The sequence below is a fragment of the Caballeronia sp. LZ034LL genome, assembly GCF_031451215.1.
Taxonomy (GTDB): Bacteria; Pseudomonadota; Gammaproteobacteria; order Burkholderiales; family Burkholderiaceae; genus Caballeronia.
The window spans coordinates 717,761-732,257 of the sequence record NZ_JARUXR010000001.1 but is presented as its reverse complement, the minus strand read 5'-3'; the positions used below and the strand labels follow the sequence as shown (position 1 = coordinate 732,257).

Genomic DNA, 14,497 nt, shown 5'->3' with positions numbered 1-14,497 from the left:
CCTTCACAGAAACGGAGACGTTGCATCATGACTCAGACCGCCTGGCGCGCCCAGTTGCTGACTTTCCGGGAAGATCCCGCGCATGCCGCCGACGGCGCGGTGTATGAGGCCGACGGCCTGTTGATCGTCGAAGACGGCAAAGTGGTCGCGGCGGGCGCGTATGCGTCGCTGCGCGGCCAGCTGGCCGCCGACGCGATCGTCCACACGATGCGCGACAAACTGATCGTGCCGGGTTTCATCGACTCGCACATTCACTATCCGCAGACGGACATGATCGCGTCGCCGGCGCCGGGCCTGTTGCCCTGGCTCAACACCTACACATTCCCGACCGAACGCGGCTTCGAGAATCCGGCGCTCGCACGCGAGACGGCGAGTTTCTTCCTCGACGAGCTGCTCGCCTGCGGCACGACCACGGCGCTGGTGTACTGCACGGTGCACAAGCAATCCGCCGAGGCCTTCTTCACGGAAAGCGAGTCGCGCGACCTGCGCATGGTCGCGGGCAAGGTGCTGATGGACCGCAACTGTCCCGAGTTCCTGCGCGACACCGCGCAGTCCGGCTACGACGACAGCGCCGAACTGATCGCGCGCTGGCACGGACGCGGCCGTCAGCAATACGCGCTGACGCCGCGTTTCGCGCCGACTTCGACGGAAGCGCAGCTCGAAGCGTGCGGCGCGCTGGCGCAGCAGCATCAGGACGTGTTCATCCAGACGCACGTGGCGGAAAACATCGACGAGATCAAATGGGTCGAGAGCCTGTTCCCGGGGCATCGGAGCTATCTCGACATCTACGATCACTACGGGCTGCTGCGCCGCCGTTCGGTGTATGGCCACTGCATCCATCTCGACGACCGCGACCGCGAACGCATGGCGGAGACCGGCGCGGTGGCGTCGCACTGCCCGACATCGAACCTGTTCCTCGGCAGCGGCCTGTTCGACTTCGAGAAGGCCGGCGCAGCCAACATGCCGGTGGCGATGGCAACGGACGTCGGCGGCGGTACGTCGTTCTCGATGCTCCAGACGATGGGCGCCGCGCACAAGATCGCGCGCCTGACCGGCCATCACCTGACCGCGACGCGCATGTTCTGGCTCGCGACGACCGGCGCGGCGCAGGCGCTCGAACTCGACGACCGGATCGGCACGCTCGCGCCCGGCAGCGAGGCGGACTTCGTCGTGCTCGATCCGAACGCGACGCCGCTTCTCGCGCGCCGCACGTCGCGCACCGAGTCGCTCGAGGAGTTGCTGTTCGCGTTCGCGCTGCTCGGCGACGACCGCGCGGTCTTCGAGACGCATGCCGCCGGCAAGCGCGTGCATGCGCGCGACGGGCGCAAGACGGTCATCCTCGACAAGGCTGCGTAGAGCGGCTTCACGCAGATCGTTGCCGCAACGGCGGCCCTCGACGCGCATTCCTGACAACGTCCGCATCATTCGGATTAGTACGATGGCGGACAACGTTTCGGTTTCTTAACATTCGGGCTGCGTGGAAGCCTGACGGGCAGCATCAAAAGGGGTGGCTGTATCGAGCTTGCCTGGCAGCGCTTTCTTGTTGAACACAAAAAGGCGTTGCTTCGCCGGAAGACCCCCTGTGCTTTCAGTTATCGAGACCGAAGATTTACTCAGGCTGTTCCACGTACTCGGCCAAGGCCGTTCCAATAGCCTGACGGCGCGCAAGTTCGCCGCGGCGATTATTGCCATGTTCAGCATGCTCATCGGCGCCGAATGCGCGCATGCCTGTGCGCCGTCTACAACCTTTCCAGACGCATCCGTTTCTTTTCCGGCAACCATCAGCGTTCCCGCCAACGCGCCGGTCGGCACGGTCATCGCCACCGTAAGCGGGCCGATCCCGAACACCGCCGGCGCCACCTATAGCGATAACTGCGGCAATGGCGGCACCGTTTTCTGGCAACTCATCACCGGTCCCGTTCAGCCGAATCGAACAGGCTCGACCTCAGTGCCGGGCATCGGATATACGTCGTCGATATCGGGCGGCGGCCTCAGCGGAACCGCCACGATGGACACCGCCATCGACGGTCCGTCGCTACCCAACAATTCGGGCGCCAATTACTTTCCTTCGCAGGTCATGGTCACGGTCAAGCTCGTCGTGACAGGGCCCGTCAAGGCCGGCGTGCTCAGTCTGAATCCGACCGGACCCGGAAGCCCCAACGTGGTCGGATACTTCTACGTCGGCATGAATGGACGCTACGCGTTTCGGGTCATTACGCCAAGCGGGGCGACATCCATCACCGCTCGCGGCTGCAGCATCACTACGCCGTCCGTGGGCGTCACCCTGCCATCCGTTTCACCGTCCAGCCTTTCGGGCAGCGGCGCCGTGGCGGGCAACACCTCGTTCGCGCTCGGGCTGAACTGCTCGGCCGGCACGCGGGTCAATCTCACCCTGACCGATGCCACCACGCCGTCCAATACGTCGAACGTGCTCACGCTGGGGAGCGGATCGACGGCATCCGGCGTGGGCATGCAGATCCTCAATGGCACGACGCCCATCGCTTACGGGCCCGATTCCAGCGCGGCCGGCAACAACAATCAATGGTCGGCCGGCACGGCGAACGGCGGCCCGATGACGATCCCGTTGAACGTGCGATACATCCGCACTGCGAATCCGATCACGCCAGGAAAGGTCGCCGGCCTGGCGACCTTCACCATGTCGTATCAATAGTTGCGCGTTTGAACCAGGCGTGTGGTCACGCGCGCTCTCGACAGTCCAAGCACTTTTATTGCATTCTCGTTAAAGTGCAGCCTGTCACGATCCCGCGCCGCCATGAAGAAGCTCGCCGCCCGCATCACACCGTTTGCGCTATCGCTGGCGCTGGCCTCGTTCAGCGCATTCGCCCATGCGCGTGCCCTCGAAGCGCAACTCGATTGCAAGTCGACGCCGCACGATTTCATCGCGCCGCTGCAGGACGACAATCTGCTGGAGAAGAAGCCGATGCGGATCGAGTCGAACTCGATCAACGCCTTCCGCGCCGTGAAAGGCGCGACGCTGACGGCCTATGGCTTCAAGGTCTACGCGCTGGTGGCGTATCAGAAGGACGACCCGCTCTTCAAGCAGGGCAAGGGCGAGCCGATCGGCGACGCGGCGTATGGCGCGGTCGTCTGGGGCGGCGACGAGGAAGTCGCGCAAAAGGTGCGCGAGGCAGGCAGCGACGCAGTGGTGCACCACGTCGCGCCTTTCATCACGGCGATCTTCTGCAAGCAATAATCGCCGGGAACGCAGCGCTCAGCGCAACAGTTCCACGAAGGACGAGATCAGCCGGTCCATGTCGGCCGTATCGAGCGCGCCCATCGTCGAGATGCGGAACAGTTCCTTCGACAAACCGCCCTGCCCCGCATAGATCACGAAGCCCTTGGCCTTCAGCGCGTCGTGCAGCGTTTCGTACGTGACGCCCTGTGGCAGCCGGTACGCCCGCAACACCACCGACGACTCTTCCGGCGTCAGCGCGCTCTCGATGCCGAGCGCCGCCAGCCCTGCGCGGACCTGCTCCGCGAGCCTCGCGTAACGCTGATGCCGCGCGCGCCAGCCGCCTTCTTCCTCGAACTCGCGCAGGGCCTCGACCAACGCGTAGTACGCGTGAACCGACGGCGTGAACGGCGTGTTGCGCTGATCCTGGAGCTTGGCGAGGCGCGCGATGCCGAGGTAGTACGTGCGGCTCGCGGCCTGCGCCAGCGCGGTCCGGCGCGCGATGACGAAGGCTGCGCCCGGCACGCCGTGCAGGCACTTGTTGGCCGTCGCGGCGATCGCGGCGATGCCGCCGCCGTCGAAATCGATGGCCTCGGCGCCGAAGCTGCTCACCGCATCCAGCAACAGGCCGACACCGCGCTCGGCACATGCGCGCGACAACTGGTCGAGCGCGTTGAGACGGCCAGTCGTGGTCTCGTGATGGATGATGGCGAGATTCGTGAAGGTCTTGCTGTCGAGCAGGCGGATGATCGCGCCGATGTCCGGCGCCTGCATCCACTCGTGCTTCACGACTTCATGCTCGATGCCGTATTGCTGCGCGATCTGCGCGATGCGTTCGCCGTAGACGCCGTTCTCCACGATCAGCAGCCGCCCGCCTTCCGGCACAAGCCCCGCGATCATGCTTTCGACGGCAGCGGTGCCCGAGCCCGTCATCAGCACGGCGCTCCATACGGCCGGATCCAGTTCGTAGGCAGCGACGAGACGACGGCGCGCCTCATCCTGCAGATCGAAGAATTCCGGCTCGCGATGGCACAGGTCGGTTTGCAGCAGGCTCTTGCGCACGCGTTCGCTCAGCGTGACAGGACCCGGATTCAGCAAAAGCATCAACGGCCTCCAATGTGGTGTTGCAAGCGGGCGCGCACGTCCTCGGGCGTGACCTTCGGACGCGGCAGGTCGGCGGGCGTTCCGGTGGTGATCGACAGGCGCGCGAAGCGGGCGCCATCAACATTTTGCGCGTCGAACAGCCGGTCGATCACGCCGATGTCGTCGCCGTCGAGCGCGAGCGCATAGCCGCATGCCGACGCGACCGACGCGAAATCGACGCCGCGCGACACGGTCGCCTGCCCGCCGGTCGATTCGTGCGCGCCGTTGTCGAGCAGCAGGTGCACGAGGTTCTTCGGCCCATAGGCGCCGAGCGTCGCGAAGACGCCCATGCGCATCAGCGCGGCGCCGTCGCCGTCGATGGCCACGACGGTCAGATCCGGCCGCGACAGCGCGAGACCGAGCGCCATCGGCGTGACGCAGCCCATCGAGCCGACCAGATACAGCTGGTTCTCGCGGTCGTCGATCGCGTAGAGTTCGCGGCCGCAGAAGCCGGTCGAAGCCAGCACGACGGTCGAGTCCTGCGGCGTATGCGCGATCACCCGTTGCAGCGCGGCGTGGCGCGTGACGCGCTCGCCGGCGAAACGCGCGACCTGCGCCGGCGCGTCATGGGCGCGCAGGCCCGAGAGACCGCTCGTCTTCAGTTCGTACGGCGCGACACTGCCCTTCTGCATGACGAGCGCATAGGGACGGCCGGTGCGGTCCATGTACTCGGTCGCGCGGTCGAGCGCCGGGCCGATCTGCTCTGCTTCCGTCGGGAACAGTTCCCATGGGATTTCCATGGTGTCGAGCATCTGCGGCGTGATCGGACCCATCAGCGCGTGCTGAGGCTCGTCGTGCACGCCGGGCTGGCCGCGCCACGTGACGATCAGCAACTGCGGCAGACGGAAGGTCCAGGTGAGCGACGTCAGCGGGCTGACCGCGTTGCCGAGACCGGAGTTCTGCATCATCGCGATGCCGCGGCGCTTCGTTTCACCGGAGCCGCCGCCGAGCGCGACGCCCGCGATCAGCGCGACCGCATCGCCTTCGTTCGCCGCCGACACGTAATGCAGCGACGCGTCCTGGAGCACGTAGTTGATGAAGGGCGTGAGATACGAGCACGGCACGCCCGCATACCAGTCGAAACCGCGTGCGCGCGCGGCCTCGACGAACTGGGCGGCCTCAATCACGCGCGCGCTCCGTGCTGTCCAGGCCGTCCGTACCGATCGGCGTCTGGCCGTGCGCGAAATCGCCCGCGCGGCGGAAGTCGTCGAGATCGTTCACACCGCGCCAGTGGCCGTGCACGTATTGCACTTCGATCTTCTGGCCCGCCGCCAGCAGCGCGTTGAGCAGCGCGGCCATGTCGAGGGTGTCGAAGTCCGGCCGCTGCTGCAGTTCGCCGAGCGCGGCGAGCAGGCGCTCCCGGGCGCCCGCGCGCACGTTGATGAGACCCATCCAGCGGCCCTGCGGCGCGCGGCCCGGCTGCGCGTTCTGTCCCGCGCCGACCACGCTTTCCAGCCACACTTTCTGGCCGAACAGCGCGCGGTCGTCGCCGGTCGAGCAGTACACGAAGTCGGTGGCGGACTCACCTGCCTGCGGCGCCTGCGACGAATCGACGACCACGCAGAAGTCGCTGTCCGACTCCACCAGATCGCGCAGGATATAGCTGCGGAACAGCAGGTCGCCGTAGGAAATGACGGTGTCGCCGTTCAAGTGCTCAGCGGCGCACGCCAGCGACGCGAGTTCGCCCGTCGACGCATGCCGCTCGTTGACGACCAGACGCACGCCGCCCTTCTCGATGGCGTCGGCGCGATAACCGCCCACCACGGTGATGTCGTTGATGCGCTCCTTCTTGAACGCTTCGACCAGATGGCGCAGCAGCGGCTTGCCCGCCACCGGCAGCATCACCTTGGGACGTTCTTCGGTGAGCGCTTCGAGGCCCGCGCCGCGGCTTGCAGCCAGCACCACCGCGCTGCGCTTTTCGTTTGCCGCGCTCAGATAGATGTTCTCGGCGGCCGAGTATTCGTCCGCGTCCTGCAAACGGAAAATTTCGTTGACCGCCGCGATGCGGTCTTCGACGTTGACGAGCGTCTCGCTGTCGTGGATTTCCTTCGCGATCGCCTGCATCGCCGAAACCGCGCCGCGGATCAGATGGTTCGCCCAGATCACGCAGCTGATGCCGGCCTGGCGGAACGCGTCGGTCGGCGTGCTGTAGTACTTCGTCGGCACGATGACGAGCGGACCGCGCCCCGCCCACTCGCGCGCGAACGTGAGGATTTCGTCCGGCTTGGAGAGCTTGCTGTGGATCAGGATGGCGTCCGCGCCCGCCTGGCGATACGCCTCGGCGCGCTTCAGCGCTTCTTCCATGCCCCAGCCCGCGATCAGCGCTTCCACACGCGCGACGATCGAGAAGTTCGGATCGCTCTGCGAATCCTTGCCGGCCTTGATCTTGCCGCAGAATTCATCGATGTCGGCGAGCGGCTGCGCTTCGCCATTGATGAAGCTGTTGGTCTTCGGAAACTGCTTGTCTTCGATGCATACGCCCGCGATGCCGCGCTGCTCCAGCTTCTTCACCAGGCGCCGCACGTTGTTGAAGTTGCCGTAGCCGGTGTCGCCGTCGAGCAGGATGGGCAGGTCGCTCGCGTCCGCCATGAACTCGAGGTTGTCGACCACCTGGGTCCAGCTCGCTTCGTTGTTGTCGCGCACGCCGAACTGCGCGGAGATCGACAGGCCCGAGCCCCAGATCGCCTTGAAGCCGGCTTCCTTCGCGATGCGCGCCGAAATGCCGTTGTGGGCTTCCATCAGGAATTCGAGGCGGTTGCTTTGCAGCATCTCGCGCAGGCGCAGCGTGCGCGAATAGCCGACGGGAATTTGGGTAGGTGCGTTCATTGTTGGGAGGCTCCGGCAAACTGATGCAGCGCGTTGAGTTGCGGCAGGACTTCGTCGGCCGCGCGCTTCACGTCGTTCTGAAAATCGATTTCGATCCACGGTGCGCCGGTCACGTCGGCGATGTCGAACACGTGGGACTGTTCCAGCAGCAGGTCGCGCACCGCTTCCTCGTGCGGCAGCTTCGCGCGGCCGGTCGCGACGTAGTCGGCGCAGATCTCGGCGAGGCGCGTGGCCGTCGCGTGGTCGAAGCGGAAGAAGCCGACCGATTCACCGATCGTGTCGTACTGCAAGCCCGCCGCCACCTGCTTGCGCAATTCCACCGGCACGCCGTTTTCGACGCACAGCTTCACCGGCTCGTCGCCGGCTTCGAAGTCGCGGTCGATCAGCAGGCGGTTCACGCTCGCGCCCGCCACCAGCGGCGCGAAAATGCGCTCGTCGTAGAGCACGTCGGCGTCCATCAGCAGGACGTCGCCGCCGCGCGTCATGGCTTCGCGCGCGGTATGCACGGACAGCACGCTGCCGAGCGTGAATTCATCGTTGACGACGACTTCGCTCGCTGGCTTCCAGTCGATCGACGCGAGTTCCGCTTCGATCTGCTCGCTCTTGAAGCCGGTCACGAAGACCACTTCAGTCACGCCGGCGGCTTTCAGGAAATGCAGATGGCGTTCGAGCAGCGAGGCGTCGCCGAAACGCAGCAAGCACTTGGGCTTCTGCTGGCCTTCGGGCTGCACGAGGCGCAGACCCATCCCGGCCGCAAGAATAATTGCGCGCATGGTTGTTGTTCCCTTCGAGGGTGTTCAGTCGATATCCGGCACGCGCGCGAGTCGGCGGCGCTGCCAGCCTTTTTCAACGAAATGCAAGTAGACGATGCCCGGCACGCCGAGCAGCAACTCCCGCGCGCGCTTGACGAGCGACAACGCGAGCGCCGCCTCGGGCGGCAGGCCGACCAGGCGCGCGAGCAGCAGATAGCCGCCCTCCTGCACGCCGAGCGAACCCGGAATGGCGAAGGCCGCGCCGCGGATCGCCTGGCCGAGACTTTCGAGCATCAGCGCCTCGGTCCAGCCGACCGGATGGCCGAGCAGATGCAGCGCGAACCACACTTCACCCGTGCCGGCGAACCAGCCAAGCAGGCTCAGCCCGAAGCTCGACGCCACCTTGCGGCGCTCGCGATAGAGCTCGTGGACGGCGGCATCGACGGCTTCGGCGCGCGTGACGAGCGACGACCAGTCGCGCTTGGCGGAGAACTTCGCGGCGATGCCGGAGGCGAAGCGCATCGCGCGGCCGAACAGTCCGCGCCGCTGCGCCAGATAGAAGCCGAAGATCATCAGGCCGATCACGCCGATCACCGCGAGCACGGCAATCGTCACGCTCGACGACGATCCGCCCGTCGCGTAGCCGGTCAGCAGCACGACGCCGACCAGCGCGAACAGCAGTTGCGCGACCGTCTGCATGGTGGTGCTGACGGTGATGACGGCGGCGGCATCGCGCGCGCGCATGCCGCGCTGCGCGAGGTAGCGGACCATCAGCATCGGGCCGCCGATCTGGCCCGCCGGCATCAGGCTGTTGACCGATTCGCCGGCCCAGCGCGCCAGCAGCGCTTCACGCAGCGCCACGCTGCGCTCGTGCGCCGGGAACAGCACGCTGATCGCGCCTGCGTCGATGAACAGCGGGATGAAGTGAAACGCGGCCACGGCGACCAGGCCCCAGCCGGCCGCGGCGAGCGTCGCCGCCACGGAACCGAAGCCTTGCCAGCCGAGCAGCGCGATGAACAACACCACGCCGGCCGACAGCAGGAAGGTACCGGCGCGACTCATGCGGATCCGTTCTTGCCGCCCTTGCGGCGGAAGACCTGGCGGAATCCGAAGTACGCGATCGAATCCTTCATGTTCGAGATGAAGCGTTGGAACGGCCGCATCGACGGATTCGTCACGTATTCGAAGGTCAGCGACACGCGCATCTGGTTCTCGCCGAGCGGCGTGACGCGGTGGCGCAGCTTGTCGCCGTCGAAGAACACGAACGCGCCCGGCGGATAACGCACCGCACCCGGCTGGTCCGGGACGCCGGGCGTCTTCGTGTGCAGTTCGTATTCGAGCGCGCAGGTGGAGTCGTCGATCACGCCGAGCAGCAAGGTGTAGCGCCGGCCTTCGTAATACGACGTGTCGTAATGCCAGCCGATGTGATCGCCCGGGCGCGTGTAGAAATACAGCGCGTAGGCGTGGGCGTCGTCGGGCGGCGAGACCTGCAGCTTGTCGCCGGTGATCGACTCCAGCCATCCGATCAGCGCTTCCGAGCGGTACAGCTCCGCGATGAACGGCGCGAGCTGGTCGAGCGTATGGCGGCTCACGCTGCCGCCCGCCTTGTGCCCCGGCAGGTAGTTGCGGTTCACGGCCGGCGTCACCGCATGCACGGCGGCGATCAGGCGCTCGGTGAAGTCGCGCGGCAGGAAGTCTTCGATGTACAGAAACGAACCCTGCTGGCCATACTCGTCGCGCAGCGCGGTGGTGGGCAGCGCGGCGAGGCGCGTTTTCATCGTCGCGTCGATGTCGCGCCGCGACACCGTTGCCGCCGCGGCGGGCTGCGCCGCCGTGTTGTCCGGAAAAGCCGTTGCGCTCATCTCACCGCCTGGAAGTCGTTGCCGTCCTTGGCGGGCGACGCCTGCGCGCGCCGCTGTTTCGCGGCGACGCGCTGATAGTCCACCGCCACATAGACGGCAAACAGCGGCGCGCCGATGGCCGCGGCAATCAGGAAAGGCGTCATGCCGTTCAGAAGGGTGACGACCGGCAGCAGATAAAGCACGTCTTCGGTCTCGAAGCCTGCCATGGAGGCCTGTTTGGTGCCGGACTTGCCGATCATCGACTCGATGCGCATGCGCAGAAAGAAGATCAGCGCGACGGCCACCCCCGCGAGGCCGCCGAGCCACTGGGCCGGCACGAGCATGGACGGATGATGCACGGCCACATAGAAGCCGATGCCGAGAAACAGCAGCACGGTGACGAGCGCGTCGCACGCGAGGTCGTACAGGTGGCCGATCTTGCTCGACTGTCCGCTGATGCGGGCGAGTTCGCCGTCGGTGTGATCGACGAGATTCGACAGCGCGATCAGCGCGGCGCCAAGCGAACACAACCAGAACTCGCCGAGCGACAGATACCAGGCACCGGCCAGACCGATCGCGAGGCGCAGCGTGGTCAGATGGTTGGGCGTGACGGGTGTGCCGACGAGCGGCGTGACGAGGCGTCGGGCAAGCCGTGCGTCCCAGGTGGCGGGCTCAGGAACGGCTTTGGGATTGGGCGGACACGATTTTGTCATCCCGGGAATATATCGCTAATTCGGCGAACCTGCATATATTGCGGGGCGTCGTTTCCAGCGATAACTCCCTGTTTAGTCAAGGCCGGCGGGCGATTCTGAAAGTTCGACTTTCACTTTCGACAATGCCGGGCATTGTTGCATGCGGCAAAATTTTCCGGCGCCAGAAATGCAGCCCGTGCAGCCGGGCTGCTGCTTCGGACACGCGATCATTCCACCGTCTTCTGCGCCGGTGCAGGAGAGGGCGGCGGGACCGTGCGCTCGTTCGAGCTCGTCGAGGACGCCGTCTCGTTCAGCATGCCGTCCTTGCCCATCGGCAGCGTAACGGTACGCACCGTGCCGTTGCCGAGCGGGAAATCGGCGAGCGCGCTGCGGACGAGATAAGGCATGGCCTGGTACAGGGAGGGGTCGCCCGTCGAGTTGACTGCCGTAACCTTGTAGGCTTCACGGCCGGTCTGGCGGTCGGTCATGCGGATCTGCAGCGCGTGGATGTACACCGGATAGGTCTGGTCGACATAGCCTGTCGGACCCCAGGGACCATAGCCGCCCCAGCCCGGTCCCCAGCCGCCCCACGGCCCGCCCCATGGCCCACCCCAGGGGCCGCCGTACATCCACGGATCGTAGAAGACCGGCTGACGCACGGTCATCGTGTCGCCGCGGACCGAGTAGGCAATCGCCACTTGGTAGTTCGCGCTCGCCTCGGGCACCTGGCGGAAGTTGTACTTGGAGAGCTCCATCGCAACGAGCGTCTCATACGTCGTCTGTTCGATGCTGTTGCGCTGCTCGTCCTTGCGGGCGAATGCGTAGGTGCGGGTCGTGTCGTTGCCGCTCCAGTCGGAGAAGGCGGTCACCTGGGTCTGCACGTAGGTCGTGCAGCCCGCGAGCCAGGTTGCCGCGAGTATCAGCGTCCATCTGAAAAACGCGTTCATGGTCGTCCTCACTGGGTTCCAGCACCCATTCCGGTTTGTTTGCAGCCTCCGGGCAAACCGGAAGCCTCCTTGTTTTGTGGGGGTTTGCGACGCGTCATGCCGCCCGGTTCACGATCCTCGGGCGGCTTGTACAATGGTTCGACCAGCCGCGCGCGCGTTGGTGCGTTCGACCTTCGTGCGTGCTGCGTTCTGCGTTCACACCCGGGACGCCGGCGCCGCCGTTCAATCCAAACATGAAGACCCTGCCATGTCTACCACGACCGCTTCCGCAGTGATCCGCCGCGAGGACTATACGCCACCCGCCTTCCTGATCGAGTCCGTCGCGCTCGAGTTCGATCTCGCGCCGTCGCGCACCGTGGTCAGGAACACGATGAAGCTGCGCCGCAATCCCGACGCAGCCGCCGCCGGACCGGCCGCACGGCTCGAACTCATGGGCGAGCAACTGGAATTCGTCAGCGCGACGGTCAACGGCGCGGCGCACGCGGATGCCCGGGTTCACGCGGCGGGACTGTCGCTCGGCGGTCTGCCGTCCGATGCTTTCGAGCTTAGCATCGAGAGCATCTGCAATCCGGCTGAGAACACGACGCTCTCCGGACTTTATGTCTCCAGCGGCAACTTCTTCACGCAGTGCGAAGCCGAGGGCTTTCGCCGCATTACGTATTTCCTCGACCGTCCGGACGTGATGGCCACCTACACCGTCACGCTGCGCGCCGACAAGACCGCGTATCCGGTGCTGCTGTCGAACGGCAACCTGATCGCCGAGGGCGATCTGCCGGATGGCCGCCATTTCGCGCAATGGGAAGATCCGTTCAAGAAGCCGAGCTACCTGTTCGCGCTGGTGGCCGGCAAGCTGGTGTGCATCGAGGAGCGCATCCAGTCGGGATCCGGGAAGGACAAGCTGCTGCAGGTCTGGGTCGAACCGCAGGATCTCGACAAGACCCGCCACGCGATGGACTCGCTGATCCATTCCATCCGCTGGGACGAAAAGCGCTTCGGGCTGGAACTGGATCTGGACCGCTTCATGATCGTCGCGGTGAGCGACTTCAACATGGGCGCGATGGAAAACAAAGGCCTCAACATCTTCAACACGAAGTACGTGCTGGCCAACCCGGAAACCGCCACCGACACCGATTTCTCGAACATCGAGGCCGTGGTCGGCCATGAGTACTTTCACAACTGGACGGGCAACCGCGTGACCTGCCGCGACTGGTTCCAGTTGAGCCTGAAGGAAGGCCTGACCGTGTTCCGCGACCAGGAATTCTCCGCCGACATGGCCGCCGGCGACGCCGACGGCGCGGCCAGCGCCGCGGCGCGCGCCACCAAGCGCATCGAGGATGTGCGCGTGCTGCGCCAGATGCAGTTCGCCGAGGACGCGGGCCCGATGGCCCACCCGGTGCGTCCGGAGAGCTACGTCGAGATCAACAACTTCTACACGATGACCGTCTACGAGAAAGGTTCGGAAGTCGTGCGGATGTACCAGACGCTGTTCGGGCGCGACGGCTTCCGCCGCGGCATGGATCTGTATTTCAAGCGTTTCGACGGCCAGGCCGTGACCTGCGACGATTTCCGTCAGGCGCTGGCCGATGCGAATCATCGCGATCTCGCCCAGTTCGAGCGCTGGTACAGCCAGGCGGGCACGCCGCGCGTCTCGGTGCGCGCGCATTACGATGCCGCCGGCAAGCGCTATACGCTGTCGCTCAAGCAAGGCTACGGCGAGGCGTCCGAAGCCGCGCGCGAAACCCAGAAGGGTCCGCTGCTGATTCCGTTCTCGGTCGGCCTGATCGGCCGCAACGGCGCCGATCTGCCGCTGCGTCTGGAAGGCGAGAAGGAGCCGAATGGCACGACGCGCGTGCTCGAATTCACCCAGCGCGAGCAGTCCTTTACGTTTGTCGATGTCAGCGAGGCGCCGCTGCCTTCGTTGCTGCGCAATTTCTCGGCGCCGGTGATCGTCGAATACGACTATTCGAACGAGGAACTCGCCTTCCTGCTCGCGCATGACAGCGATCCGTTCAATCGCTGGGAAGCCGGCCAGCGGCTCGCGACGCGCGAACTGCTGGCGCTCGCCGGGCGCGCGGCGCAGGGCGAGGCGCTGTCCATCGACAATGCGGTGATTGCAGCATTCGCCCAGTTGCTCGACGACACCACCCTCACGCCGGCCTTCCGCGAACTCGCGCTGATGCTGCCGTCGGAAAGCTACCTGGCCGAACAGATGGCGGTGTCGGATCCGGCTGCCGTGCACGCGGCGCGCGTCTTCATGAGCCGGCGGCTGGCCACGCAGCTGCGCGACAAGTGGCTCGCGACGTATGAAGCGAACCGCACGCCCGGCAAGTACCGTCCGGTGCCGGAAGACGCGGGCAAGCGCGGGCTCCGGAACCTCGCCCTCGCCTACCTGAGCCAGCTCGACGACCCCGCCGACGCCGTCCGCCTTGCGCAGGCGCAGTACGACAGCGCCAACAACATGACCGACCGCTCCGCCGCCCTCGCCGCCCTGCTGCTCGCGAGCGCGACGCAGGGCGCGGACGCGACCGTCGCCGACGCCGCGCTGGCCGACTTCTATCGCCGCTTCGAGAAGGAGGCGCTCGTCATCGACAAGTGGTTTGCGCTCCAGGCAACGCAGCGTGGCGGACCGGACCGCAACGTGATCGAGATCGTGCGCAAGCTGATGCAGCACCAGGCGTTCACGCTCAAGAACCCGAACCGCGCGCGTTCGCTGATCTTCAGCTTCTGCAGCGGCAATCCGGCGCAGTTCCATGCCGCCGACGGCTCCGGCTACGCCTTCTGGGCCGAACAGGTGATCGCCCTCGATGCGCTCAATCCGCAGGTCGCCGCCCGTTTGGCGCGCGGGCTGGAGTTGTGGCGCCGCTTCACGCCGCAGTTGCGCGAAAAGATGCATGCCGCGCTGAGCGAAGTGGCGGCGAAGGCGAAATCGCGCGATGTGCGCGAGGTCGTGGAGAAGGCGCTCGCCGCTTGAGCGCTGTTTCGGCACGGTTTTTTGCCGCTGGGTGACGGGCGGTGACTCACTGAAGGCCGTCGTGCGCCGCCTGGCGCGCGGCGGCCTTGCTCGTTTCTGGCCGATGGACACCGGCGTTGTCATACGGTGCGA

At 65.9% G+C, this 14,497-nt stretch carries 12 protein-coding genes; 4 read left to right on the top strand and 8 right to left on the bottom strand.

What is annotated here, in order from left to right; all coding sequences use genetic code 11:
- Window positions 1–27: 27 nt before the first annotated feature.
- From guaD to QCE83_RS03365, 3 genes are all read left to right on the top strand, one after another.
- Window positions 28–1,356 (top strand): guanine deaminase, encoded by a 1,329-nt coding sequence (gene guaD / locus QCE83_RS03375; protein WP_309807611.1) that lies wholly within the window; start codon window positions 28–30, stop codon window positions 1,354–1,356.
- A 226-nt stretch (window positions 1,357–1,582) separates the two neighbouring features.
- Window positions 1,583–2,671: a fimbrial protein gene (locus tag QCE83_RS03370; RefSeq protein WP_309807610.1), complete on the top strand. Its 1,089-nt coding sequence runs from the start codon at window positions 1,583–1,585 to the stop codon at window positions 2,669–2,671.
- 102 nt (window positions 2,672–2,773) lie between these two features.
- Window positions 2,774–3,214, top strand: coding sequence for a hypothetical protein (locus QCE83_RS03365; protein WP_309807609.1), 441 nt, complete (start codon window positions 2,774–2,776; stop codon window positions 3,212–3,214).
- Between the two features lie 18 nt (window positions 3,215–3,232).
- Here QCE83_RS03365 and QCE83_RS03360 read toward each other — a convergent pair whose 3' ends face one another.
- The 8 genes from QCE83_RS03360 to QCE83_RS03325 all read right to left on the bottom strand — a co-directional run bounded on the left by QCE83_RS03360 (window position 3,233) and on the right by QCE83_RS03325 (window position 11,394).
- Window positions 3,233–4,297, bottom strand: coding sequence for a 2-aminoethylphosphonate aminotransferase (locus QCE83_RS03360; protein WP_309807607.1), 1,065 nt, complete (start codon window positions 4,295–4,297; stop codon window positions 3,233–3,235).
- Window positions 4,297–5,463, bottom strand: coding sequence for a phosphonopyruvate decarboxylase (gene aepY / locus QCE83_RS03355; protein WP_309807606.1), 1,167 nt, complete (start codon window positions 5,461–5,463; stop codon window positions 4,297–4,299). Before aepY ends, QCE83_RS03360 begins: the two co-directional genes overlap by 1 nt.
- Window positions 5,456–7,162, bottom strand: a complete 1,707-nt coding sequence (gene aepX, locus QCE83_RS03350; protein ID WP_309807605.1) for a phosphoenolpyruvate mutase — start codon at window positions 7,160–7,162, stop codon at window positions 5,456–5,458. The genes aepY and aepX overlap by 8 nt, the downstream gene beginning before the upstream one ends.
- The gene (locus QCE83_RS03345; RefSeq protein ID WP_309807604.1) at window positions 7,159–7,935 is read right to left on the bottom strand and encodes a phosphocholine cytidylyltransferase family protein; all 777 of its coding nucleotides are present in this window, start codon (window positions 7,933–7,935) and stop codon (window positions 7,159–7,161) included. The genes aepX and QCE83_RS03345 overlap by 4 nt, the downstream gene beginning before the upstream one ends.
- A 24-nt stretch (window positions 7,936–7,959) precedes the next feature.
- Window positions 7,960–8,976, bottom strand: a complete 1,017-nt coding sequence (locus tag QCE83_RS03340; protein ID WP_309807603.1) for a flippase-like domain-containing protein — start codon at window positions 8,974–8,976, stop codon at window positions 7,960–7,962.
- Entirely contained in the window at window positions 8,973–9,776 is an 804-nt protein-coding gene (locus tag QCE83_RS03335) for a 2OG-Fe(II) oxygenase (protein ID WP_309807602.1), read from the bottom strand. Before QCE83_RS03335 ends, QCE83_RS03340 begins: the two co-directional genes overlap by 4 nt.
- Complete coding sequence (locus QCE83_RS03330) at window positions 9,773–10,468, bottom strand: CDP-alcohol phosphatidyltransferase family protein (protein ID WP_309807601.1); 696 nt, start codon at window positions 10,466–10,468, stop codon at window positions 9,773–9,775. Before QCE83_RS03330 ends, QCE83_RS03335 begins: the two co-directional genes overlap by 4 nt.
- A 206-nt stretch (window positions 10,469–10,674) precedes the next feature.
- Window positions 10,675–11,394 carry a DUF4136 domain-containing protein gene (locus QCE83_RS03325; RefSeq protein WP_309807600.1) on the bottom strand — a complete coding sequence of 240 codons (720 nt, stop codon included), beginning with the start codon at window positions 11,392–11,394 and terminating at the stop codon, window positions 10,675–10,677.
- Between the two features lie 247 nt (window positions 11,395–11,641).
- On the opposite strand from QCE83_RS03325, the gene pepN reads away from it, so the two are divergent.
- Window positions 11,642–14,365: an aminopeptidase N gene (gene pepN / locus QCE83_RS03320; RefSeq protein WP_309807599.1), complete on the top strand. Its 2,724-nt coding sequence runs from the start codon at window positions 11,642–11,644 to the stop codon at window positions 14,363–14,365.
- Window positions 14,366–14,497 lie beyond the last annotated feature (132 nt).